Raw genomic sequence first — 25,424 nt, 5'->3', positions numbered from 1 at the left:
GGAAGCCACGACTTCAGATCAGGCGGCAGAAGATACGGCTGAGACCGGTCAAACGGGATGAAGCTGCTCATCTCACCACCTTACAACTTCACCTCTTCACAGGGTACCCCAACCCGACAGGCTGCTAAAAAATTTTCATCATTACTTCTTATACATGAGATTCTTTTTAAGAAACTTCCGGTTGATAACGGAACCGTGAAATGCCGTGCTTTTTCAGCGGAGCAGGGGCCTGCCATGGCGCCACCACGGCGGATGCCACGACCGCGAAAAGGGGGCATGGCTCGACAAGGGGGGCAGGGACATGGCAAGAAACCGCAGAATTCCCTGATCGACCCATCCGGATGCGGTCATGGCCCTGCGTAAGGCCTGTTTTCCCTTGCGCCTTGAATGTTCGCGATGCCCTGCGGCATGATGGCTGCGGACATGAGGAGAGTGTATGAAGCCCGACGCCCCTGAGGACCAGCCCAAGCCCGGCCTGCGCGAGCGCAAGCAGGGACGCATCCGCGCCACCCTGATTGCCGCGGCGATGCACCTGTTTTCCGAACAGGGATATGACCAGACAACGGTGGACGAAATCGCCGATGCGGCCAAGGTTTCGCGACGCACGCTGTTTCGCATGTTCGAGACCAAGGGGGATATCGTCCTTGCCTGGACGCGCGGCATGACCCAAAGCCTGAGCGACGCGCTGGCCTCCTGTCCTGCCGACATGCACCCCGCCGATGCGATGATGCATGCTTTCACCGCGCTGGTCCCCCAGATCGCGGAAAACCGGAAAGACACCTATGCGTTCGTGTTCCTGATTGAAAAGACGCCCTCCCTGCGGACGGTCAGCTTCCAGAAATACGCCAAGTGGGAAGACTGCCTTGCCGACGGGTTGGCAAAACGCATTCCCGACCGGAAGAACCGTCGCAACGCCGCCCGCCTGATGGCGCGTGGCGGCATTGCCATTTTCCGCACGGCCCTTGATGAATGGATACGCCTGAAGGGACGGCCCGCGCTGGTGCCGCTGCTGCAGAAAATGTACGAACTGCAATCCTCGCTATGGCCCGCCCCGGAAGCGGAGGAAATGCCCGACGCAACATGACGCCCCTGCCAGCATCCCGGTCGGTCATGAAATGACCATCCCGGAAGGTCGGGAAAAGCGAGGGGGCTTGGGAAGATTTTTTAAAAAACCTTCGAAACACATAGAATTTCTGAAAATACGGGGCCCGGAAACCTTTATGGGTCCAAAGGCCCGCGCCTATTTTTCCATGACCTTGCGGACACCTTCGCCCAGCAGGTTGAACCCCAGCACGGTAATCGTGATGGCAAGGCCGGGGAACAGGGACGGCAGGATGTCGATGCCCAGGTAATTGCGGCCATCGCTCATCATGGCCCCCCATTCCGGTGTGGCGGGCGCCACGCCCAGACCCAGGAACGACAGGCTTGACGCCGTCAGGATGACCGAACCGGCCGTCAGCGTGGACTGCACCAGGATCGGCCCCAGCGCATTGCGCATGATATGGACATGCAGAATCCGCCACGTGCCGGCACCCAGCGTGCGTGCGGCCTCCACATATTCCGTGCGCTGCAGGCCATGCGTCAGGTTCTGCGCCAGGCGGGCATAGACGGGAATGGAAAAAAGCGAGATCGCCAGAAGCATGTTGATGAATCCCGGCCCCAGCAGGCTGAGGATCAGCAGCGCGAGCACGATGCCGGGAAAGGCGAAGATGATATCGACAACCCACATCACCGCCTGTTCCACATGTCCCCCCACCAGTGCCGCAAGCATGCCCGCCAGCGTGCCCGCAACACAGGAGACAAGGACGCTGATGCACACTTCGGCAAGGGAATAGCGCGTGCCGTAAACGATGCGGCTGAAGACGTCGCGCCCGAACGCGTCCGTGCCGAACGGATGGTGCCATGACATCGGCTGGAACGTGGCGTACAGGTCCTGTGACAGCGGGTCCGCCGGACTGATGAGCGGGGCAAGGAGCGCGCCCAGCACCAGGAACATGGTCAGTCCGAGGCCGACCAGCAGCGAAAGCGGCAGGCGCGCGATCAGGGCGCGGAATGAAGCCGTCATGGCGGGATATCCTTCAGGTGCGCCGTGCCTTGGGGTCAATGCGGGAAATGAGGATGTCGGCGGCCAGATTGGCCAGTATGACCGACAGCACCGCAACCAGCGTTACGCCCTCGATCACCGGATAGTCACGCCAGCGCACGGCCTCGATCATCAGGTGGCCAAGGCCGGGCCAGCCGAAGACCGTTTCGGTCACCACCGCCCCGCCGATCACACTGCCCAGGTTCATGCCGATGACGGTAATGACCGGGGGCAGGGCATTGGGCAGGGCATGGCGCAGGCACAGGCGCACAAGGCCAACACCCTTTGCACGGGCGGTGCGGATGTAATCGCGCGACAGCACGGCGATCATGCTGGCCCGCGTCATCCGCCCGATCAGCGCCATGGGCATCAGCGCAAGGGTCAGTGACGGCATCAGCAGGCTGGACCATGAATGTGCGCCCATCAGCGGCAGGAGGCCAAGGCGCACGGAAAACAGTTCCATCAGCAGCAGCGCGAACCAGAAATTGGGCACCGATGCCAGCACGATCGTCACCCCCATGAAGATCCTGTCCCACGCCCCGTCCTCGAACATCGCGGCGGCAAGGCCGCCGGGAATGCCAAAACACAGCGCAAGGGCATAGGCGCTCAGCCCCAGCAGCAGCGTATAGGGGAAATGGCTGGCGATCTCATGCCCTACCGACTGGCGCGATTCAATGGAAATGCCGAGGTCTCCCCCCAGCGCACCGCGCATGAATCCGCCATATTGCTGCAGGAGCGGACGGTCCAGCCCAAGGCTGTGATGCATGGCATCGACCGCATCCTGCGTCGCGGCGGGACCGGCCAGCATGCGCGCCGGGTCCCCGGGCAGGTGACGGACCGCGACAAAGACCGTAAACGAGACCACCAGCATCACCACCGGCAGCATCAGCAGTTTGTTGATGATGCGCGCGTTCATGAATGGGACTGCCGGTTGCGCGTCACATGCGTGATGTCGAGCGCCCCGTCAGGCCGCACGACCAGCCCGGATATGTCCGCGCGCATGCCAACCAGCGTATCACGGGTATAAAGCAGGACCGCAGGCGCATCGTGCATGATCAACTGCTGCACCCTGGCGTAGATGGCCCTTCGCCTGTCCCCTGACGTTTCCACGGCCCCCGCATTGATCAGCGCATCCACGTCGGGATCATGGAAAAAGCCAAGGTTGGCCCCCGCAGGGGCTGCGGAGCCACTATAGAACAGGGGACGCAACTGCATGTCGGCGATGAACCCCGACGACCACGATGCCAGCACCCCATCAAGCCGCAGCGCCTCCTTCTGCGCGGGACTGGCAAAGGCCTCTGCCGCATAGACGCCTCCTTCCAGTCGTGAAATATGCAGGGTGATACCGGATTTTTTCCACATGTCCTGCAAGGCCTCGGCAATGGGTTCGTCCATTTCCTGCACGGCAAGGCTGAAGCTCAGGCCCGTGGGCAGCCCGGCTTCGGCCAGAAGGGCGCGCGCGCGTTCCGGGTCATATTGCGGATCGGGCGCATAACTGACGAAATAGGGGGAGGACGGCTGCAACGGGGATCGTGCGGGCTGCCCCCTGTCACGCAGCAGGGCATGGACAAGCGCCTGCCGGTCGGTTGCGTAATTCAGCGCCTGGCGTATGCGCAGGTCTGATCCCGCGCGCCGGTCCATGTTGATGGCGATCCAGTATAATGGCCCATTGGCGTCGTCATGGATGATGAAACGGGGGTCGCCCTGCATCTGCTGGGCATAAAGCGCGGGCAGATCACTGACGATGTCACTGTCACCGGTATGCAGCGACATGTCCATGACCGAAGGCTCCGCCGACCAGATCCAGCGCACGCTGGCGATATCCGGCTGCGCGCCCCAGTAATCGGGGTTGCGTGATTGCGTGACATATTCGGAACTTTTCCATTCCCCGAACCGGAATGGCCCGGTCCCGTCCGCATGCCGCGACAGCGACGCGCCCGCATGCGGCGACGTGACAGATGCCTGGCTGAAGGAAAGCAGCAGAAGGAAATCGGGGTAGGGACGATGCAGGTGGAAACGCACCGTCATGTCCTCATCCGTGGTCGTGACCGTATCGACAACCGCCATGAAACGGCTGCTTCCCGCAAGCGGCGCATCCTTATCGAGCAGGCGGCCGAAACTGTGCACCACGTCCTGGGCCGTCATGGTGTGGCCGTCATGGAACCGGACATTGCGGCGCAGGGTGAAATCCCATGTCGTGGCCTGTTCGTCATGCGTCCATGACGTTGCCAGCAGGGGATGGATGGTGCCATCCGCGTCGGCACGCACCAGTCCCTCATACATCGCATTGAGGATGGAGGACGTATCGGTCGCCACCTGATCCGCCGGGTCCATGCTGCGCGGGGGTTCGGGCTGCATCACGCTCAGTCCCTGCGACAGTTCCGCCGCCGGGGCCGGGGACGTTGCCAGCACGCCCATGCAGGCGAGGAGGACGGTGCGGAGCAGGGGCAGGCGGTACCGGCATGTCATATGGTGGTCACGATCACCCATATCGTTTCGATCTGTTGTCACTTATATCACATAAAAAACTTACTTGACGAAAGAAAGATCAATCAATGATATAAATTGATCTTTATCCGCAATGGAGGGGCATGTGTCCTGCCGGTCGCATGTGCAACTGCTACGCCTGATCAACCAGTTCGGTCCCCTGAGCCGCGCGGAACTGATCCGCCTTTCCGGCCTGAGCAAGGGCGCCGTTTCCATGGTGACGGCGGAACTGCTGGCACATGGCCTGATCGAGACGCGCGATACGGTGCACGGGGGCGGGCGGCCATCTGTCCGGCTGGGGATTGCGGCGGACAGCGCATTTTTCGTCGGGATCTCACTTGCGGACCGCCCGGTCATGGTGCTTGGCGACCTGCACGGGACGATCCTTGACCGCCACGATATCGACCTGCCGGACCGGATGGAGGACATTGGCCCGCATGTGCGCCGCCTGATCGCACGGGTCGCACCCGATGGGTCGATCCATGCACGGCGCATGCGTGGCATCGGGCTTGCGGTGTCGGGTCTGGTGGATGAACAGGGCGGCATCTGCGTGCGCTCGACCCTGACGGGATGGGAGAACGCGCCGCTCGGCCCGCTGATCACGCAGGCCTGCGGACTGCCGGCCTATGTCGAGAATGACGCCAATGCCCTGACCGTCGCGCAGTACCGCTTTGGCCCCATGCGGGAGGCGGCATCCTTCAGCCTTGTCTCCGTCGGGCAGGGGATCGGGTGCGGGCACATGTTCGGGGGCGAACTGTTTCGCGGCTTTCGCGGCGGCGCGGGGGAAATCGCCCATGCCACGGCGGAACCGGGGGGCCTGCCGTGCCTGTGCGGAAAAAGGGGGTGCCTCGATACCGTATCGTCGCTTGCGGCCATTTCACACCTTGCGACACGGGCCGGACTGCCGGGGGAACTGGAGCAGCTTGAACAGCTTGCCGCCCAGGGAAATCTTGGCGCCGTCGAACTGCTGCACCGCTCGGGCAGCGCGCTGGGCCTGATGATCGCGCAGATGGTGCAGATCATGGATCCGCAGCGTGTGCTTGTCGTGCGGCAGGGGGGAGAGCTGACGGGCCTGTTCGGGCGCGCGATGCGACAGGCGGCGGAAGGCAACATCCTGCCGCAACTCGCCCCCCGGCCGGAGATCATCACCTGTGATGTCATGGCCGATTCATGGGCATTCGGCGCGGCCAGCGTCGCCGCCGACCGGTCATTGTTCCGCGAATTCTGACAAAAGGGAAAACAGGACATGCGTATTGCCGTGGGCGGCATTCATATTGAATGCAGCACTTATAATCCGGTTCCGACCCGGATGGAGGATTTCCGGGTCCTGCGGGGCGATGCCCTGTCCCAGGCGCCCTATTTCGCGTTCCTGTCCGATTATCCGGCACATTTCATCCCGACCCTGCATGCCCGCGCCATCCCCGGCGGCCCGGTCACGGCACAGACCTATCACGCATTGCGTGACGAGTTCCTTGAGCGCCTGCGTGCGGCGGGACCGCTGGATGGCGTGTACCTGTCGATGCACGGCGCGATGTACGTGCAGGGTATGGAGGATGCTGAAGGTGACTGGATCTGCGCCACCCGCGCCGTCGTGGGCGAGGACGTGCCCATTTCCGTCAGCTACGACCTGCATGGCAATGTGACGCAGCGCATCATTGACGCCATCGACATGTTTTCGACCTATCGCACCGCGCCACACATTGATGTGCAGGAAACGATGCGCCGGGCGGTCACGATGCTGGTGCGCTGCCTGACGGATGGCGTGCGGCCCCATGTCGTGTGGGCGCCGGTGCCGGTCGTGCTGCCCGGCGAGAAGACCAGCACCGAGGACGAACCCGCGCGTGGCCTGTACGCCCGCCTGCCGGAAGTGGACCGGCGCGAGGGGATCTGGGATGCCTCGCTCATGGTGGGGTATGTCTGGGCGGATGAACCGCGCGCGACCGCGGCTTCGGTCATGACGGGCACGGATGCGGCGGCGATGCAGGCTGCGGCGGAGGAAATGGCCACGGCCTACTGGGACGCACGCACGCAGTTCCGGTTTGGCTGCTGGACTGGCAGCATCGCGGAAACCCTCGACCGGGCGCAGCAGTGCGCGACCGCGCCAGTGGTCGTGGCGGATTCAGGTGACAACCCGACAGGCGGCGGCGTCGGTGATCGCATTGACGTGCTGCGTGCGCTGATCGAACGCGATGTGCGCGATGTCATCGTGGCCGGTATTGCCGACCCGCAGGCAACCCGCGCGGCCTGCGCCGCAGGCGTGGGGACATGGGTCACGCTGCCGGTTGGCGGTGCGCTCGACCCCACGGACACGACGCCGGTCGAGGTGACGGGCGAAGTCCGCTTCGTCCTGGACGATCCGCAGCAACGCGAACGCCAGGCCGTCATTGCCGTTGGCGGGATACTTGTAGTCGTGGCGGCGCGGCGCAGGCCCTATCATAACATCGCGGACTTTACGGCGCTGGGGCTTGACCCGCGCCAGGCCAGGATTGTCGTGGTCAAATCCGGCTACCTGTCGCCGGAACTCGCCCCTATTGCCAGTCCCGCGCTGATGGCGCTGTCGCCCGGGGCGGTGGACCAGCATGTCACCCGCCTTGCGCGACTGCACAAGGCGCGGCCGACATTCCCGTTCGACACGTCCTTCACATGGTCGCCCCACGTCTATCCTTCGGCGCGAAAGGGACGCTGACATATGGCGATGTCACGTCCCGTCCTCTCGGTCGAGGGGCTGAATATCCATTTCCACACGCGGCGTGGCGTTGTCCATGCCGTGGATGACGTGACATTCGATATCCACCCCGGCGAGATCGTGGCGCTGGTCGGGGAATCCGGTTCAGGAAAAAGCGTGACCAGCCTGTCGATGATGGGGCTTCTGCCCCGTATCGGCCACATCACGGGTGGCAGGCTGCTGTTCCAGCCTGACGGTCAGGCCCCCGTTGACCTTGCGCGCGCGCCAGAACGGGACCTGCGCAGGGTCCGGGGCGGCGGGATCGGGATGATCTTCCAGGAACCGATGACCTCGCTCAACCCCGCCATGACGGTGGGCGAACAGATTGCCGAGGGCCTTGTCCTGCACGGGCAGGCGGACAGCCACGCCGCCATGGCGCGCGCGGCCGACCTGCTGGCGGCGGTAGGGATCACCGACCCGCATAAACGGGTGGGCAGTTACCCGCACCAGATGTCGGGCGGCATGCGCCAGCGCGTCATGATTGCCATCGCCATTGCCTGCCGTCCCGCGCTGCTGATCGCGGATGAGCCCACCACGGCGCTGGACGTCACGACCCAGGCGCAGATCCTCGATATCCTGAAAAGGCTGCGTCATGATACCGGGATGGCGGTGCTGTTCATCACGCACAACCTGTCACTGGTGGAGGCCTTTGCCGACCGGGTGATGGTGATGTACGCCGGGCAGGTGGTCGAGTGTGGGCGCGCGGCCGATGTGATGGCGGCCCCGCGCCATCCCTATGCCCGTGCGCTGCTAGACTGCCTGCCGGTGCGCCATCTCGGCGCGCTGGGGACGGACGCCTTGCCCGAACTGCCCACGATCCGGGGCCATCCGCCGGACCTTGCCCATCGCCCGGCAGGATGCGCGTTTGCCACGCGGTGTGACATGGCGGGCAGTGCCTGTCGCGTCGGGCATCCCGACCTGCAGGTGGTCGATGCGGCACGGGGGCATGCCACACGCTGCATCGCATGGCGCGACATGGCCACGGTGGCCTGCCCATGAACAGCCCCGCACTGCTGTCGGTCCGTGATCTGAGCGTGGAATTCCGTGCGCCCCGCAGCCTGCTGGGGCAACGCGCCCCGAATGTTCAGGCATTGGACAAAGTGTCGTTCGACATCCATGCGGGGGAAATCGTCGGGATCCTTGGTGAATCCGGATCGGGCAAGACGACGGTCGGGCGGTGCATGGTCCGCCTGCAGCGCCCGACGGCCGGGGACGTGCGTTTCGAAGGGCGCGACATCCATGCCCTGTCGGGGGCTGATCTGGGCTGGTACCGCCGTCAGGTGCAGATGATCTTCCAGGACCCTGCCGCCAGCCTGAACCCGCGCCTGCGGGTGCGCGACATCGTTGCCGAAGGGCTGGAGGTCCACGGCATCGGCACCCGCGAAAGCCGCCGGCAGAAGGTCATCGACCTTCTGGCATCCGTCGGACTGGGCGAGGATGCGCTGATGCGGTTCGCCCATGAATTTTCCGGCGGGCAGCGCCAGCGCATCGGCATTGCCCGGGCAATGGCGGTCGGCCCCCGGCTGATCGTGGCTGACGAACCCGTCTCCGCGCTTGATGTGTCGGTGCAGGCAAAGGTCATCAACCTGCTGCGCGGATTGCGCGAACGGCTTGGGCTTGCCATGGCGTTCATCTCCCATGACCTGCCGACGGTCATGTTCCTGTGCGACCGCGTCGTGATCATGTATCTGGGCCGTGTCATGGAAATTGCCCCGATACTGGCGTTCCGCACACGGCCCTTCCATCCATATTCACGCACATTGCTGGCACTGGCCCCGGGACTGCGCCAGGACGGGGAAGGCGACATGCCTCCCGCGGCCGATCCGGGCGCCGCAGCACAGGACCTGCATCACGGATGTGCGTTCCGCAACCGCTGCGCCCACACCACGGCCGCATGCGCCGCCACGGTTCCCCCACTGAAACAGGTTATGGCAGGCCGATGGGTCGCCTGCCTGCGACCGGAGATTTTTCATGACGCGCGTTGAAATCTGCGTGGAAACACCGCAGGGCGTTGCTGCCGCCAACATGGCCGGGGCGGACCGGATCGAACTGTGCGCCTCCCTTGATGTCGGGGGACTGACGCCAGGGGTCGGGCTGATGCGTTGCGCGGCCCGGGGCGACATCCCGGCGCTGGCCATGATGCGCCCGCGCGCCGGATCGTTTGTGTTTGACGATGATGAGGCCGCCGTCATGATCGACGATATCGGCGCGGCGCGGGAAGCGGGGTTGCGGGGAGTGGTGCTGGGGGCGATCCGGCCGGATGGCACCCTCGATCATGACCTCCTGCTGCGCCTGTCGGATCACTGCGCGGAAATGGAGCGGACACTGCACCGCGTCTTCGACCTGGTGCGCGATCCTGCCGAGGAACTGGAATTTGCGATCAGCGCGGGATTTACGCGCATCCTGACATCGGGACAGCGCCCGACCGCGCCACAGGGGCAGGACTGCCTGGCACGGCTGAACGCGCAGGCGGCGGGCCGTATCATCATCCTTGCCGGCAGTGGCGTGAACGCAGGCAATGCGGGGGAACTGATCCGGGCCACGGGGGTAAGCGAGGTTCACGCATCCTGCAGGCGCCCCGCGCGGCCTTCGACGGATGAAGGTGCTTTCGGCTTTGGCCCGATGCCCGGCCTGACCGATCCCGACGCCATTCGCGCCCTTGTGGCCGCAGTGCGCGAATGCGGGCCGGTCGCGTCATAGAATGTCAGGCGCACCGGGCGTCATGTGCCTGCTTCATGTTCGCGCAGGCGATGCCAGGCGGCGCGCCGCTCCTCGAAGGCCAGATGTTCGTAGCGCAGATGCTGGCGGATCCAGTTCAGCATGCCCGAGAAGGTCACCACGACAATCCCGACAAAGGTCCAGTCATCAAGCGCCTGATGGAACAGGAAATAGCTGAACACCACCGCCCACAGCATCTGGCTGTATTGCGGCAGGGCCACCCGGTTGGCAGGGGCGCGGGCGGTCGCCACCATCATCAGGAGCTGCCCGAGTGCCGCAAGGAAGCCATAGCCGAACAGGAACAGCCACGTCTTCCACCCATGCGGCCAGTGCGCATGCGCCAGCATCAATGCCCCATCCCCCACGAGGGGGCCGAACAGGCTGGACCCGAACAGGGAAAGTCGCGGTGTATTGTTACCCGCAAGGCGGTAGGCGATCACGCCCACGGCATTGGCCACAGCCGCGATCAGGGCGCACAGGTGCCCAAGGTGCAGCGCCCGCATCCCCGGACGCAGGACGATCAGCACGCCAATGAAGCCCACGATGACCGAGACCCAGGCCCAGGCCGAGACCTTTTCATGCAGCAGGGTGACCGACAGGATGGTCACGAACAGCGGCATGAGGAACATCAGCGACAGGGCTTCGGGCATGGGCAGGAGCATGAAGGCCTCGACACTCGCGGCGGTGGCGGCGAAGGTGGCGATGGCGCGCACGATCCACATGCCGGGCCGCTGCGGGGAAAAGATGTCGAGGTAGGATTCATCCTTGCGGCGGATGAAGGGAATGATCAGGAAGCCGAAGACACCGCCGGAAAAGGCGACCTCGAACGGGTCAACCGCCCCGGCAAGGAGCTTGGAAAAAGCGTCACTGACTGAAAATGCAGAAAAGGCGGCAAAGGCCAGCATCATGCCTGAGGAGAGAAAGCCCGTCTTCATCTGCTGCATCCGTGATCCGTATGTCCCGGTCGAGACTTATGGGCCGGACAGCATGAAAACCAGCGCTGTCATGCAACACCAGCCATGCGGAAAGACTGCGTCCTGCCCCATGATTTCAGACATGATACCCTGTCGGGAATATGCAGCGATCCCATCCCCGCCATCACCGCGCATACGGGCCATGGCAGGGACGGTGATCACGGTCTCGAACGCGCTCAGTCGGCGGACTTGCGGCCGAAGATGTAGCTTGCCAGCGAAGCAACCGCGAGGATCAGGACACCATAGACCTTGCACGATGTCGGGATCCTGTTTTCATGGACCCGCACCTCGCCCTTCAGGCTGCTCAGATGCTCGGCAATCTGCTGGTGCAGTTCCGCCTTGTGCTGGTGCAGGGATTTTTCCACATGCTTCGCGATGTCCTGAAGGTCTTCAGGGCTCAGCTTGCGCAGGTTTTCGGTAGCACTCATGATCTGTCTGGTCCTGTCTGTAATCGTCCGTAAATGCCCATGAAATGATACGGGCCTGTCCTTCATATCGGTTTCGCCGCGATACATTTCAACCCTTGCGCCCACATCGCCGCATGCTGGTGCGATGTCATTGCAACGGGTAATCATATTGTAAATAACACACCGACCTTTCTTGACCGGGCATAGCAGGCACTCGATTTTTCAATGAGACATCATCCATCAGGTTACTTCCGCCGTGCCTGCTCCCGCATGGGACCGGCGCGGGCCGCCGCCGTACTTGCGCTGACGATGCTGGCGGCCTGCGCAGGCCCGGTCGAGGTCCGGCAGGTTTCCCTTGTCCGGAGTTATAACGACGCCCGCCACACCACCCTGCAGGGTCATGGGCCGGGGGCCGATACGCGCATCGTGCTGCGCCGGCACGGGCTGGATGGCCTGTGGGACCGCCACCCCGACCGCGCCATCGCGGCCCTGCGACAGCAGGCGGGCGCAGGGCATGGGGACGAACTGCCCGATATCCTGTTTGCACTGGCGGAACTGAGTTACCGGCAGGGGCTGCGCCATCATCGGGCGGAGGATTTCCTGGCCGCCGCGATCTATGCCTATGCGTTCCTGCAACCGGGACAGGCAGGGGGACCAGACCCCTATGACCCGCGTTTCCGGCAGGCGGCGGATTTCTACAACCTTGGCCTGACGGCGGCGTTTCCCGCGCCGGTCGCCATCGTGGCCCAACGCCGCGCCCTGCCGTTCGGTGATATCGAACTTGCCGCCGATCCCGCGCAACTGCACTGGCACAGGCGCATGCTGGAGGGTTTCCGCCCGACCGCAACGCTGGCGGTCAGCGGCATGCCCAATGTCTATCACACCCCCGGCCTGGGCGAGGCGCTGACCGCGCTGGGACGCCCGGAAGACAGCGCACCTGCCACGGCGCAGGCACAGGATACGGCGCACGACGGAAAGCTCTTCGAGGTCACCAGTCGCCTGCGCATCCCTGCGAACATGATGCTCGACCTTGATGACCCGCGCTCACAGGTGCTGGGTGGACATCTGCATGGGCGTCTTGTGGTGCATGTCATGGACGAGAGCCGCGACACGCCCGTCCCGCCAGCCTATGACCAGACAGCCGCCCGCGCCATCAGCCTTCAGGAAACGGCGCTGTGGACAAAGGAATATCGCGGCTTTTTCGATGGCACCACCTATGACGGCACGCAGCCGCGACTGGTCGCCATGACGCCACACCGGCCGGGCAACATGCCGGTGGTGTTCATCCACGGCACGGCATCAAGCCCCTATCGCTGGGCGGGCATGGTCAATGACCTGCTCGAGGATCGCAACATCCGCGACCATTTCGATTTCTGGTTCTTTTCCTACGCCACCAGCAATCCGATCCCGTATTCCGCATGGCAGTTGCGACGCGCCATCACGCAGGCCGTCGACAGCCTTGGCGGGACACAGGCCGATCCCGCCCTTGGGCACATCACGCTGGTGGGACACAGCCAGGGCGGGTTGCTGGCGCGCATGCTGGTCATCAACCCGGGCGACAGGCTGTGGAACGGCACGGCGGGGCGTCCGCTTTCGACCTTTCGCCTCAATCCCCGCACCCGGCAGTTGATCGTTGATACGATGTTCCCGACCCCGATGCCCGAAATCGAGCGGGTGGTCTTCATCGCCACCCCCCAGCATGGCAGCTACCTTGCCGGGATGTCGCTGGCACAGCTTGTCGGGAGGATGACCAGCCTGCCGTGGCGGGTTACCGAAACCGCGCGTGAGATCGTGACCGGGGCAGGGGACAGCACGCATCCGGACAACCGCATGCCACGGCTGGGCAGTGTCTATGCCATGTCACCACGCAGCCCCTTCATGCGCACGCTGCCCACGATCCCGATCATGCCCGACGTGCACACACATTCCATCATCCCGGTCTGTGGCGCGGGGGACCCGCTGTCGCATGCGGATGATGGCGTCGTGTCGTATGAAAGCGCGCATATCCCCGGCGTGGAATCGGAACTGGTGGTCCGCCATTCCGAACATTCCACGCAATCCAACCCGTTCACCATTGCCGAGGTGCAGCGTATCCTGCTGCTGCAACTGGCACGCAACCCGGCGACGGCGGCACGCGCCATGCCGGTTCAGGCCGCAATACGATGAGCAGTCGGCAGATGGTGTTGCGCAGGTGGGGTGGCCATGCGCTCCTGCTGCTGTGCGCTGTTTCTGGGGCGGGGGCCATATATTATTCCACCGTGCAGCCGGATGTGCTGCGGGTGGGGGCAGGCGTGGCATTCCTGCTCCTGCTGGCAGGCTCCATATGGGTGCGTGCCGCGCGCGTGCGACTTGCCGTGCGCGTGGCGCTGATCGGTGGCCTGGGCGTCTGGTATGTCACGGACCCGCCACGCAATGACCGGCAGTGGGCGCAGGAATATGCCGTGCCCGCCGATGCGTGGCGGGAGGGCAACGACATACATGTCCGCCACGTCCGCAATTTCCGGTATCGCACGCCAACTGACTATATCCCCGCATGGTACGACGCCACATACCCTCTGGACGGGTTGAGCAGCGTTGACCTTGTCACCTCCTACTGGGCCGGGGAAGCCATTGCCCATGTCTTCCTCAGCTTCGGCTTTGCGGATGGGCGGCACCTTGCCATCTCCATCGAGACACGGCGGCAGGCACGCTTTGCCTATTCCACGATTGCCGGTTTTTTCCATCATTACGAACTGTTCTATGTCACGGCGGACGAACGTGACCTGATCGGCGTCCGGACCGACATACGGCGGGAGCGGGTCTATCTCTATCACCTGAACCTGTCGCCCGAAGTCCGCCAGCACCTGTTCATGAGTTATGTCGGCGCGATCCATGACCTGCTCAGCCACCCGCAATGGTACAACACCCTGACGGACAACTGCACCACGGGTATTCTGGCGCGCGCGGGGGCACGGTTGCGGTATCGTCTGGACTGGCGCGTGATCCTCAGCGGGCATACGGCGGCGATGGCCTATGACATGAACCTGCTGGGGCCTTATGATCCCGCCCGCTTTGCGGATTTTGCGGCCCTGCATGCCGCAAGCCACATTGTCCGGCCGCCCGGCGCGGTATTGGGGCCGGATTATTCCGACGCCATCCGCGCCCATCTGCCCCCGCCCGAGGGGCCGGGCACACCATAGGGGCATGCCCGATTACAGGTATCCCTGTCCGGTGCGTGCGGCGCTGGCGCGGTCACGGCGGCGCGCCAGAACCTGCCATCCATCATACAGGCCAACGAAGAATACCCCGTTCAGGAGGCTGGCGATTGCGGTCATGCGCTCCGTCGGGTCAAGCAGCATCGCCACGAACACCACGCAGATGCCGCCGATGCTCACATAGGCCTGCCAGCGCCCGCCTGCCGTATCCTGCCGCCGTTTCATGACGAGGAAGCTGACCGCGATCAGCAGGTAGACGAGCAGGATGACGCCGCCGCTGCAGTTGAGCAGGAAAGAAAAGATCACGTTGGGCGATACGATGGAACAGAACGCCACGGCCAGTCCCGCAATCGTGCTGGCGATCAGGGCCGAATGGGGCGCGCCCTGCGCCGAATGCCGTGCCATCAGGGCAGGGGCGTTCCCGGAGCGGGCAAGTTCCGCAAGGATGCGTGATGTGATGTAAAGCCCGGAATTCAGGCATGACAGGATCGCACTGAACACCACGATGCGCATGATGGTCGCGGCACCGGGCACGCCCATGATCGTCATGGCCACGACAAACGGGGATTTGCCCGCCGTGACATCGGTCCATGGCACGATGGCAAGCAGCAGCATGATCGACGTCAGGTAGAAAACGGTGATCCTGACCCCGATGCTGCGTGTCACGCGGGCCACGCCCATGCGCGGGTTGGCGGATTCCGCCGCTGCCACGGTCGCGACCTCGGACCCGATCATGCTGAACATGATGGTCGGGATGACCGCCAGCAGGGCCGTGACCCCATGGGGGGCAAAGCCTCCATGCGCAAGATAGTTGTCCCGGACGGAGATGCCCGGCCCGAACATGTGGCCCACGAACAGGACACCCATCACCACGAACAGGATAATGCTTGCGACCTTCAGCAGGGAGAGCCAGAATTCGCACTCCCCGAACACATCCACCGACCTCAGGTTGATCGCCATCAGCACCAGGATGATGCCCACCGCCAGCAGCCAGGCGGGCAGGCTGATCCAGTCCTGCAGCAGCAGGCCACCGGCAATGGCCTCGCTTCCTATGGCCACCACCCAGAAAAACCAGTACATCCAGCCTGCGACAAAGCCCGCCCGGCTGCCGTATCCCTGCCGGATATATTCAACGAATGAACCAAGGCCGGGCTGCTGCATCACCATTTCGCCCAGCATGCGCATGACGACCACAACCAGCCCGCCACACAGGGCGTATGCCAGCAGGACCGCCGGCCCTGCCACGGCAATGGCGGAGCTGCTCCCCACGAACAGGCCCGCCCCGATGACACCGCCGAGGGCAATCATGGCGATATGGCGATTTTTCAGCGTGCGGCCGGAAGCGGCATCCTGTGTCATCAAATATCCTTCATGGGTCACGGACTGCCAGCAGTCCGCCAGGACGTCCCCCGGCATCGGGAAGGGGACGGTGTCATGCCAGTTCCCTGTGGGCGGGAACGCTATCATCTTTCATGACATCTGTCCAAAACCGTAACGTAAATTCCCTTGTCAGGATTTGTGTTTCCGCATTTCACCCTGTCATGCGGCGCCCTGTCCCACAGGGGGCATGCCCCGGAAATGCCAGCGAGATTCAGGGTGAATTTTTAAAAAAAGCGTCAGACCGCGCGGGAGCAGGGGATGCCCCGCGCCGCCCCCTCCACCAGCATGGATCCGGTGGAGGAGGGGCAGGGCGGGTGTCCATGCCGCGCGATCAGAAATCGGCCTTGATGGCGCCAAAGGCCATGCGCGGCGTGCCCAGCAGCATCGACTGGTCGGTGTAGGCGGATGCGGCGTTCATCGGGTTGCCGTTTTCCCCCATGGTGGCGATGTAGCGGGTGTTGGTCAGGTTGGTCAGGTTGAACGACAGGGTCAGGCCACGCAGGAACCCACCCAGGCGCGGGCCGGTATCGCTTGTTTTCTTGACGTGCCACTGCAGGCCAAGGTTCGACAGCCAGTAACCGGGGATGCGGTATTCCCCCTCGTAATCGTAATTGCGCTGCCCGACGTAATTGCCATCGATATAGAAGCTGAGCGAACGCCAGTCATAGGACAGCCGCGCCTTGTACATGAACCGCGGATAATTCACGACCTGCTGCCCCTTCGTGGCATGCGTGCCGTTGGAATCCGTGATGTTGTCGTCATAGACGGCGTGGTTGTAGCTGATGCTGTTGGTGATCGCGAGGTTGCGCAGCGGCGTCACCGTCAGGGCGGCATCCACGCCGTTCATGGTCACGCCGCCGACATTGGCGACGGTGGAAATCGGGTTGACCGAAGGACCGGACGTGATCTGCTGCAGGCGGTTGTTGAAGTTCGTGCGATAGGCATAGACCGACGCCCCGAGCAGGCGGTCATGGTAGCGGTACCCGATGGCGTAGGTCCACGCCGTCTCCGGCCGCAGGGTGTTGCGCGCATCGTTATAGGCCGTCTGCGTCACGGCGAACGGGGAGTTCGACAGCTTGAACCCCGATTCCGCATAGGTATGGACGTTTTCCGAAATGTCGATGAACAGTTCATGACGTTTCAGGAATGTCCAGTCCACGCCGATATGCGGCAGGAAGGGCTTTGCGATCGTCTGGCTGACACCGCTGGTGATGTTGCCGATGTTGCCGTAATAATCCTGGTTCAGGTAGCCATCACCCACGCGCGTGGTGTTCAGCAGTGACTTGAATCCGAAATGCAGGGCCAGGTTGCGGATCGGGCGATAGGTATCCTGCACGAAGGCGGTGAAGGTATTGGTGTTGTAATTCTGGTTGAAGACCTCGGCAAACGGGTCCTTGAAATGCCCCAGCGGATTGACAAGGTTGCCCTGCACGACGCCGTTGACGACATTCGGTTCCGCATACTGGTACATCGGGGACTGGTAATCATTGTTTTCATACCAGACGCCGCCGCTGATGTGGTTGTGGGCCACATCATAGGTCACCTGCGACAGCACGCCAAAGCGGCGGATGGATGGCTGCTTGACCAGTTCGCTCAGGGGGGAGCCATTGGGCGAACCGGCATAGGGCGTCGTCCATGTGGTCTGCTGGGATTCCCCATGGCCATAGGCGGTGGTGGTCCAGCGCACCTTGTCCGTCAGGGCCAGGTCGGCCTTGAGGTACCCGATGATATCACTTTCATTGGTGGCGCCTTCGTAATAGGACGCATCCGAAGCATCGCTCAGGTTGCCATACCCGGCGGGATAGCCGCCCCCCTTGTTCTGCGCCGCAAGGGCCGCGTCATAGGCGCGGATATAGCCACTCGCCCTGCCGTTATAGTAGTTGTCGGCATTGGGGCCGAGATGGTCGAGAATATCAGGCGACATGTCCTGATAGACGAGTTCGTGCAGGTCGCTCCAGTCGAAATAGGCGGAGAGGGAGCTGTTGTTGCCGATCGGCTGCACCAGCTTGGCGTTGACCTGCTGATAGAACTGCTCCCCGTAGCCTTTCCACTTCTGCTGGTCGTTACGCATGTACGATGCGTAAAAACGGGTGCCGGTGCTGTTCAGGTCACCACTATCGACACGCGCAAAGGTGTGGAATGTGTCAAAGCTGCCGAAACCCTGGTTGACCGTGCCGCCCAGCTTGTGTTTCGGGTCGCTGGAGGAATAGGCCAGAGACCCGCCGAGATTGTTGGTCGCCGCCACGTCTTCCGCACCTGCGGACTGCGACACGTCAATGCCCTGCACGTTTTCGGACGAAACCGCCAGCACGGGGTTCATGCCGTTATAGTTACGGTATGTCATTTCACCGAGGGGAATGCCATCAAGCGTCATGCCGATTTCCTGCTGCTGGAAACCGTGCATGAAGATCTGGGTGCTCCAGGTGCTGACGCCCTGCGCATCGGCGGACTGGAAGTCCACGCCGGGCATGGTGTTCAGCGCTGCCATCGGGTTCATGCCGGGCGGTGCGGATTCCAGCAGCTTCTTGCCGACAACCATGTGCGCGCCATGCACCGTGCGATGCGCCGAAACCGACAGCGCCTCTGGGGCGGCATGTGAATGTACCGGGCCGGCGGCATGCGCTGCGGTCGTGCCATGGGTCGCGTGCACGCCCGCGGCTTGCGTCGTGCCACGGGCCGCGACATGGCCGTGCGGGGAAGTGGCCGTACCCGTGGTGGCGGCGTGGACCTGATGAGACGACATGCCCGACAGGACCGTTGTCATCAGAAGCAGGCCTGAAAAGAGATTACGATTGCTCATTCGTCTGTGTTCCTACCGGGCGGTTGGACAGGGGAGGGTCAGGACACGCGCCGAAAGAAGATGTCCCATGGCCAGGGTTCGGGCCGGCGGTCGTGACGCCGTGTCGCGGCAGGTCGCCAGATGGTAGAACGGATTGTCTTCATACAGCATCATTCCTGACCCCTCTGCATATATTATTGAATTTCAAGAACAAAAACGGACATTGCAAATGAACGTGCAAGTATTTCCAAAATGATTCCTGCACAACCTGAAGTGGCTTTTGCGCCACAATCATCCCGCATTTCCCGAAGGGCGATACATTGGGATGATTGGTATGCCAGTCTTGGGTTGGCATGCACGTAACCGCACATGGGATTCCCTTGGAAACTGCACATTTACAAGGCGTTGTGTTATTTTTGTTTCTTTCAATCCTCTTATTGGTATCGAATATATCGTATACCGTGCATGAAATATAATATATGATCAATACGTTTTCGCATTATTCCGCGACAAAAAAGAGGTTTCGTCCCCATGGCGTTGCATATTCAACACATGTTCCATGGCAAAGTGTACATTGCGCAGTCTTAGTTTGATTTATGAAAAAAACAGGGAAACTCTTGCGGATACCCAAATACTCCCATGGAAAGGGCACTGTCTTTCCTGAGGTCGTTTCTGGATATGTCTGTTTCTCTGGATTTCACATGATTCTCACCGCATGAAAATACAGATCGAAACGTGTTCTTGATTATACTCTGAATTTATTATGAGTCTGCTTTTGCGTCCTGTTCGACGACAGGGGCAGCATGGCACCATCGGTACGCATATGCAACATCATATATTATATGATGGGGTAATTTATATACAAACCGTGGTTTATGTCGTGAAAACGGGCAGTATTGGCGCATAATTAAGGCATATGCCCTGATTTTATTCACTCAGTGCCATCCGGCATGCCGACATCCCGGCGATGCCGCGGCAAAAGCCTACTGCCGCGGCCCGTTGCGCGGCAGCTCCTTGCGCAGGTCGTCATGCGTGTTGCGGATATGGTTGCGTGACAGCCTCAGCAGGGTCTTTTCATCCCCGCTGACCCACGCCTCCAGTATCTTGCCATGCTGGATGTTCGCCTGCTCCGGCCGTCCCATTGGCCCCAGATGGAAGCGTACATACCGGTCCGCGATGACATTCAGGCGTTCGATCATGGTGTAGGTCAGCGTACCCGCACCGGGGGCGATGAGGGACATGTGAAAGGCGCGGTTGCATTCGCCCCAGTCAACGTCATCCTGCACCACGGCATTTCCGACCGCCGCCAGGGTTGCGCGTGCCCTTGCATGGTCGGCGGCGGTGGCGTGCCGGCTTCCCGCAACGGTGGCCGTGGGTTCAAGCTGCAGCCTGAGCGCAAAGACCTCGTCGGCTTCCTCCGCGCTCAGCATATTGACGGTAAACCCGCGATTGGCGTGCGACCTGACCAGCCCGTCCTGCTCCAGCCGGGCCAGCGCCTCACGCAGCGGGATCTTGCTGATGCCCAGTTCGGCTGCGATCGTATCCTGGCGGATGGGTTCGCCTTCTGCCAGTTCACCTTGCAGGATACGTTTGCGGATCAGGTAATAGAGTTGATCCGCGATGGTGCGTACCTGCAGTGATGTGGAGTGGTGTACGATGCCCATGCACGGGGGCCTTTATGCAAGAAGGGTCAGGGTCACTCCGGGTGGTCGCGTTCAGACCACCTGGAAACCGTTGCTGAAAACATCTTCCTTATCAATCCAGATCGTATTGAACCCGGTTGAAATGGCACTTCCCGTAATCAGCGGGACGATCGCACGATGGTCGCCTACTTTTGTCTCGCTGTCGATACGCCCTGTGAAACGGCTGCGGATATAGCTTTCATGGATGAACGGCTGGTCCATGCCAAGGATGCCCTTGTGCCACAGATGCGCCAGCCGGGCCGAGGTGCCGGTGCCGCAGGGGCTGCGGTCGATGGCCTTGTCGCCATAGAACACGGCGTTGCGGCCCTGTTGTGCCGGATGTTCCCCCGGTTCGGCCCACAGAACGTGGCTGACGCCTGAAATGGTGGGATCAAGGGGGTGGACGGGGGTATAGGCGCGACGGACCAGGTCGCGGATCACGGGGCTGAGTTCAAGGATGCGCCGCGCCCCAAGTTCGTCAAGGGTGCGGTAGGGACCCTGCGGTTCGACGATGGCGTAGAAATTCCCGCCATAGGCCACATCGACCGTCAGCGGGCCGAACCCCGGCACATCGATGGAGATCCCGATCCTGGCCACCCATGCGGGGACATTGCGGATGGTCACGGACGTCACCCGGTTGTGGGTGTGGGTATAGGTGATGTCGATGATGCCGGCCGGCACCTCCAGCCGAAGCTGGCCCTGCGTGCGTGGCTGCAGCAGGCCATGTTCCAGCCCGAACGTCACCAGGCCGATCGTCCCATGCCCGCACATCGGCAGGCAGCCACTGGTCTCGATGAACAGGATGCCCCCATCCGTGTCGGGACGGGTGGGGGGATAGAGGAAGCCGCCAGACATCATGTCATGGCCCCGGGGTTCAAAGCACAGCCCGGTGCGGATCCAGTCGAACCGCGTGAGGAAATCCTGACGCCGTTCGCTCATGCTCTCCCCGCGCAGCAGGGGCGCACCGCCCGCGACAAGCCGGACGGGATTTCCCGCCGTATGACCGTCAACACAGAAAAACGTATGTCGCATTGTCATGTCCCTGATCTGAAATACGGCCGTCGCGGGCGCATGCCCTATCGTGCGGAAGGACGCGTGGCGGCGGCTTTTTCCACCATTGCCGTGACTTCGGCGCGACGGGCGCCCGTCAGGGGCATGCGCGGCATGCGCACGCGTTCGTTGCCACGCCCCATGATCTGTTCCGCCAGCTTGATCGACTGCACCAGGTCATGTTCCGCATCCAGATGTAGCAGGGGCATGAACCAGCGATAGATTTCCAGCGCCCGCGCCATGTTGCCCTTCTGCAACGCCTCCACCAGTTCGACCGATTCCTGGGGGAAGGCGCTTGTCAGGCCGGAGATCCAGCCCGCCGCCCCCAGCGTCAGCCCCTCGAACGCCACATCGTCCAGTCCGGCCATCATGATATACCGGTCCCCGAATGCGTTGACCACATCGGTATAGCGGCGGGTATTGGCCGAACTTTCCTTGACCGCAACGATCGTCTTCACGTCCGTCAGTTCACGCAGCACATCCATGCTGATGTTCACGCGATAGGCGGTGGGGTTGTTGTACAGCATGATCGGCAGGTCGGACGCCGCTGCCACGGCCTTCAGGTGGGCGACAAGTTCGGCTTCCTTGGGCACATAGACCATCGCGGGCAGCACCATCAGCGCATCCGCGCCGATCCGTGCGGCGTCGGCCGCGAATTTCACCGCGCGCGGCGTCGTCAGTTCCGACACACCGACGATGACGGGCACGCGCCCCTTTGCCGTTTCGCATGCGGCGGCAAGGACCTTCAGCTTTTCATCCGGTTCGAGCGAATTGTTCTCGCCACAGGTGCCCATGATCGTCAGGCCATGGACGCCATCGCCGATCAGGTTGTCCAGAACCTTCTGCGTCGCGGCAAAATCGATCGACAGATCCGGGGCGAACTGTGTGGTCGCCGCAGGAAAAACACCCGTCCACTGCATGGGAACTCTCCACTTGATTTCGATAACGTTTCGTCTATCGTATACGTATTGATTTGGAAAGGAAGAAAACATCCATGCCCGAAAATACCGGTCGCGTTGCATCCGCTGTCGTGGTCGGGGGCGGGGTTGTGGGACTTTCGTGCGCGCTGCGCCTCAGGGCGCGGGGCCTGCAGGTCACCGTCATGAATGTGGGCGCACCGCAGGACGCGGCATCATGGGGCAACGCGGGGCATGTCGCGGTCGAGCAGGTGATGCCCCTGGCGTCCCCCCGACTCCTCCTCTCCGCGCCGGGACGCCTGTTTGGCCTGACGGGTGGGGCGCTGGATATCGGCTGGCGATATGTCGGCACATGGCTGCCATGGTGCATGCGCTATATCCGTGCATGTGGCGCGGCGACGGCGCGGCAGGGACATGTGGCCCTGCGCGGACTGCTGTCGCACGCGCTGCCGGCATGGCGGCGCATGGCATCCGACCTTGATGCCCCCGGACTGCTGATCGAAAACGGGCACCTGATGCTGTGGAACGGGGCGCATGACCCGCTTCTGGCGATGCGCGCGGTGATGTCATCGGACCATGGGACGGCAACGGTGCGCCCGATGTCGTATCAGGAACGTGCGGAACTGGTGCCGTTGCTGGGCCATGTTCCGCGCGGTGGACTGGTGTTTGACGGAACGGCACAGGTGCGTGCCCCCGCCCTGGTGCTGGCGGCCCTGCGCGACCGTCTGGACGCCGATCCGCGATGCGAACTGCGCCAGCAGCGCGTTGTCCGGGTTACATCAGGCCCGCAGGGGCCGCGCGTATTCCTGGCGGATGGCGCATCGCTGTCGCCGGATATCGTTGTCATGGCCGCCGGCGTGGGGACGCGCGACATCGTGCAGGGCTGGACGCCGCCACTGATTGCGGAGCGTGGCTATCATATCGAATGGGACCATGGGGACGCACCGGTTGCGCCGCCAATGATCTTCGCGGATCACTCGGTCATCGTCTCGCGCTTTGGCCAGAGGATGCGTGCCTCGACATTTGTCGAGTTCACGCGTGCGGACGCCCCGCCGGATCCGCGCAAGTGGGAGCGTCTGGAACGGGTGGTACAAAACAGCGGCCTACCGGTCCGCTCCGGCTTTTCCCGCTGGGTCGGCTGCCGTCCGACCCTGCCGGATTACCTGCCCGCCATCGGGCGTGTCACGGGCCTGCCGGGCGTCATTGCCGCATGCGGGCACCAGCATCTGGGCCTGACGCTTGCCCCGTTCACGGCGGAACTGGTCGCGGCCCTCGCAACCCGTGAAAAAACACCGCTGGATCTGCATCCCTTCCGCCCCGACCGTTTCGGGCGGACACAGGCAGCATGAAGAAACATGAGAGGAAAGAGAGCATGACACTGAGCGGATCCCTGCTGATCGGGCAACGCGATGTCGGGGGCACGACGCATTTCCATGCCGTCAACCCGGCAACGGATGCACGGCTGGAACCTGCCTTTGCCTGCGCCACGCATGCGGATGTAGAGGCCGCATGCCGCCTGGCGGCAGACGCCTTCGATCCCTATCGCGCCCTGTCGTTTGAACGGCGCGCGGCCTTCCTTGAACAGATTGCGGTCTGCCTGGGCGAAAATGCGGACGCCATCATTGCGCGCGCCGGTGCCGAAACCGCATTGCCCGAAGGTCGCCTGCGCGGGGAGATGGGGCGCACGATGGGGCAGTTGCGCCTGTTTGCCACGCTGGTCCGCCAAGGCGAGTGGAGCCTGCCGCGCATTGATCCCGCATTGCCCGACCGCACGCCCATGCCCCGCGCAGACCTGCGCCAGCGCCGGATCGGCGTGGGACCGGTTGCGGTGTTCGGGGCCAGCAATTTCCCGCTGGCCTTCTCGGTCGCGGGCGGGGATACGGTGTCCGCGCTGGCGGCGGGATGCCCGGTGGTCTGCCGTGCCCATCCCGCCCATCCGGGGACCAGCGAACTGGTGGGACGCGCAATCCGTCAGGCCGCCAGCACCTGCGGCATGCCCGAAGGGGTGTTTTCGCTGCTGGGCGGGGCGGGGCATGAGGTCGGGGAATGGCTGGTGAAGCATCCAGCCATCATGTCGGTCGGCTTTACCGGTTCGTACGCCGGGGGGACGGCCATCGCGGCGCTGGCCGCGCAGAGGGAAGTGCCCATTCCCGTATTCGCCGAGATGGGCAGCATCAATCCGGTCTATCTCTGCCCACAGGCCCTTGCGGCCCGGACGGAATCGCTTGCACGCGGGTTTGTCGACTCCCTGACGATGGGGGTGGGGCAGTTCTGTACCAATCCGGGCATTGTCATTGCGCCTGAAGGCGACGCGTTCGAGTCATTCGTCCGCATCGCGGCGGAGACCATCGCCACACGGCAGGCCGCGACGATGCTGACGCCGGGAATCCACGCGGCCTATGACACGGGCGTGGCCCGACTGGCGCAGTGCGCGGGCATCCGGGAAGTCGGGCAGGGATCCGATGATGGCGCGCCCAACCGGGGACGCCCGATGCTGTTCCGTACGACCGCAGAGGATTTCATGCGCGAACGGACCATGCGCCATGAGGTCTTCGGTCCGGTTTCAATCCTTGTCTCCTGTCCCGATACCGCCACCCTGCGTGTCCTGACCGAAAGTCTGGAGGGGCAGTTGACCATCACCCTGCAGATGGATGACGCGGATATGGACCTTGCGCGCACGCTGCTGCCGGTTTTCGAGCGCAAGGCGGGGCGTATCCTGGTCAATGCGTGGCCGACGGGGGTGGAGGTCTGCCACGCCATGGTGCATGGCGGCCCGTTCCCCGCAACGACGGACACCCGCACCACATCGGTGGGAACGGCGGCGATCGAACGGTTCCTGCGCCCGGTCTGCTACCAGGACCTGCCTGATATCCTCCTGCCCCCCGAACTGGCGCGCGCCAACCCGCTGGGACTGACGCGGCAGGTCAACGGGACGATGCAACCGCCCGCCTGACCCTATCCCGCACCGGCGCGCGGTTCCCACCGCCGGGGCCGTGCGCCGCCATGCATCTGCCAAGCAAGGAGGCGC

The 25,424-nt window shown here is 63.1% G+C and carries 20 protein-coding genes; 10 read left to right on the top strand and 10 right to left on the bottom strand.

Features of this window, described 5'->3' with window-relative positions; all coding sequences use genetic code 11:
• The first annotated feature begins 436 nt into the window (after positions 1-436).
• Positions 437-1,084: a TetR/AcrR family transcriptional regulator gene (locus tag KMAL_RS07540; RefSeq protein WP_110095125.1), complete on the top strand. Its 648-nt coding sequence runs from the start codon at positions 437-439 to the stop codon at positions 1,082-1,084.
• A 156-nt stretch (positions 1,085-1,240) separates the two neighbouring features.
• On the opposite strand, the gene KMAL_RS07535 is transcribed toward KMAL_RS07540, so the two are convergent.
• From KMAL_RS07535 to KMAL_RS07525, 3 genes are read right to left on the bottom strand one after another with little or no spacing between them, the layout of a single operon-like run.
• The gene (locus KMAL_RS07535) at positions 1,241-2,065 is read right to left on the bottom strand and encodes an ABC transporter permease (RefSeq protein ID WP_110095124.1); all 825 of its coding nucleotides are present in this window, start codon (positions 2,063-2,065) and stop codon (positions 1,241-1,243) included.
• Positions 2,066-2,078: 13 nt separating this feature from the next.
• On the bottom strand, positions 2,079-2,999 hold the full coding sequence (locus KMAL_RS07530) for an ABC transporter permease (RefSeq protein WP_110095123.1): 921 nt from the start codon (positions 2,997-2,999) through the stop codon (positions 2,079-2,081).
• Positions 2,996-4,552, bottom strand: coding sequence for an ABC transporter substrate-binding protein (locus KMAL_RS07525; protein ID WP_167400125.1), 1,557 nt, complete (start codon positions 4,550-4,552; stop codon positions 2,996-2,998). Before KMAL_RS07525 ends, KMAL_RS07530 begins: the two co-directional genes overlap by 4 nt.
• A gap of 124 nt (positions 4,553-4,676) precedes the next feature.
• On the opposite strand from KMAL_RS07525, the gene KMAL_RS07520 reads away from it, so the two are divergent.
• From KMAL_RS07520 to KMAL_RS07500, 5 genes are read left to right on the top strand one after another with little or no spacing between them, the layout of a single operon-like run.
• Positions 4,677-5,798, top strand: a complete 1,122-nt coding sequence (locus KMAL_RS07520; protein ID WP_167400124.1) for an ROK family transcriptional regulator — start codon at positions 4,677-4,679, stop codon at positions 5,796-5,798.
• An 18-nt stretch (positions 5,799-5,816) separates the two neighbouring features.
• Positions 5,817-7,256 (top strand): M81 family metallopeptidase, encoded by a 1,440-nt coding sequence (locus tag KMAL_RS07515; RefSeq protein ID WP_110095120.1) that lies wholly within the window; start codon positions 5,817-5,819, stop codon positions 7,254-7,256.
• Between the two features lie 3 nt (positions 7,257-7,259).
• Entirely contained in the window at positions 7,260-8,294 is a 1,035-nt protein-coding gene (locus KMAL_RS07510; RefSeq protein ID WP_110095119.1) for an ABC transporter ATP-binding protein, read from the top strand.
• Positions 8,291-9,280 (top strand): oligopeptide/dipeptide ABC transporter ATP-binding protein, encoded by a 990-nt coding sequence (locus tag KMAL_RS07505; protein WP_110095135.1) that lies wholly within the window; start codon positions 8,291-8,293, stop codon positions 9,278-9,280. The genes KMAL_RS07510 and KMAL_RS07505 overlap by 4 nt, the downstream gene beginning before the upstream one ends.
• On the top strand, positions 9,267-9,995 hold the full coding sequence (locus KMAL_RS07500) for a copper homeostasis protein CutC (protein ID WP_110095118.1): 729 nt from the start codon (positions 9,267-9,269) through the stop codon (positions 9,993-9,995). Before KMAL_RS07505 ends, KMAL_RS07500 begins: the two co-directional genes overlap by 14 nt.
• Positions 9,996-10,015: 20 nt before the next feature.
• Here KMAL_RS07500 and KMAL_RS07495 read toward each other — a convergent pair whose 3' ends face one another.
• Both KMAL_RS07495 and KMAL_RS07490 read right to left on the bottom strand, forming a co-directional pair.
• Positions 10,016-10,948: a DMT family transporter gene (locus tag KMAL_RS07495; RefSeq protein ID WP_110095134.1), complete on the bottom strand. Its 933-nt coding sequence runs from the start codon at positions 10,946-10,948 to the stop codon at positions 10,016-10,018.
• 215 nt (positions 10,949-11,163) lie between these two features.
• Complete coding sequence (locus KMAL_RS07490) at positions 11,164-11,415, bottom strand: hypothetical protein (RefSeq protein ID WP_110095117.1); 252 nt, start codon at positions 11,413-11,415, stop codon at positions 11,164-11,166.
• A 204-nt stretch (positions 11,416-11,619) separates the two neighbouring features.
• Between KMAL_RS07490 and KMAL_RS07485 the strand changes: the two genes are divergently transcribed.
• On the top strand, positions 11,620-13,560 hold the full coding sequence (locus KMAL_RS07485; protein WP_239020012.1) for an esterase/lipase family protein: 1,941 nt from the start codon (positions 11,620-11,622) through the stop codon (positions 13,558-13,560).
• The gene (locus tag KMAL_RS07480) at positions 13,557-14,573 is read left to right on the top strand and encodes an Lnb N-terminal periplasmic domain-containing protein (protein ID WP_110095116.1); all 1,017 of its coding nucleotides are present in this window, start codon (positions 13,557-13,559) and stop codon (positions 14,571-14,573) included. Before KMAL_RS07485 ends, KMAL_RS07480 begins: the two co-directional genes overlap by 4 nt.
• 12 nt (positions 14,574-14,585) lie before the next feature.
• Here KMAL_RS07480 and KMAL_RS07475 read toward each other — a convergent pair whose 3' ends face one another.
• The 5 genes from KMAL_RS07475 to KMAL_RS07455 form a co-directional block, all read right to left on the bottom strand.
• Positions 14,586-15,947 carry an amino acid permease gene (locus tag KMAL_RS07475; RefSeq protein ID WP_110095132.1) on the bottom strand — a complete coding sequence of 454 codons (1,362 nt, stop codon included), beginning with the start codon at positions 15,945-15,947 and terminating at the stop codon, positions 14,586-14,588.
• 352 nt (positions 15,948-16,299) lie between these two features.
• Positions 16,300-18,768, bottom strand: coding sequence for a TonB-dependent receptor (locus KMAL_RS07470; protein ID WP_110095115.1), 2,469 nt, complete (start codon positions 18,766-18,768; stop codon positions 16,300-16,302).
• Between the two features lie 962 nt (positions 18,769-19,730).
• Positions 19,731-20,411, bottom strand: coding sequence for a GntR family transcriptional regulator (locus KMAL_RS07465; protein WP_110095114.1), 681 nt, complete (start codon positions 20,409-20,411; stop codon positions 19,731-19,733).
• 51 nt (positions 20,412-20,462) lie between these two features.
• Positions 20,463-21,461 (bottom strand): 4-hydroxyproline epimerase, encoded by a 999-nt coding sequence (locus KMAL_RS07460; protein ID WP_110095113.1) that lies wholly within the window; start codon positions 21,459-21,461, stop codon positions 20,463-20,465.
• 44 nt (positions 21,462-21,505) lie between these two features.
• A complete protein-coding gene (locus tag KMAL_RS07455) occupies positions 21,506-22,399 on the bottom strand; it encodes a dihydrodipicolinate synthase family protein (protein ID WP_110095112.1) in 894 nt (297 codons plus the stop codon).
• Positions 22,400-22,473: 74 nt separating this feature from the next.
• Between KMAL_RS07455 and KMAL_RS07450 the strand changes: the two genes are divergently transcribed.
• Positions 22,474-23,745 (top strand): NAD(P)/FAD-dependent oxidoreductase, encoded by a 1,272-nt coding sequence (locus KMAL_RS07450; RefSeq protein WP_110095111.1) that lies wholly within the window; start codon positions 22,474-22,476, stop codon positions 23,743-23,745.
• A gap of 23 nt (positions 23,746-23,768) precedes the next feature.
• Positions 23,769-25,349 carry an aldehyde dehydrogenase (NADP(+)) gene (locus KMAL_RS07445; protein WP_110095110.1) on the top strand — a complete coding sequence of 527 codons (1,581 nt, stop codon included), beginning with the start codon at positions 23,769-23,771 and terminating at the stop codon, positions 25,347-25,349.
• The last annotated feature ends 75 nt before the right edge of the window (positions 25,350-25,424 follow it).

It is taken from the genome of Novacetimonas maltaceti (assembly GCF_002906255.1).
Taxonomy (GTDB): domain Bacteria; phylum Pseudomonadota; class Alphaproteobacteria; order Acetobacterales; family Acetobacteraceae; genus Novacetimonas; species Novacetimonas maltaceti.
The sequence above is the reverse complement of the archived record's forward strand: the minus strand, read 5'-3'. Positions and strand labels throughout refer to the sequence as shown.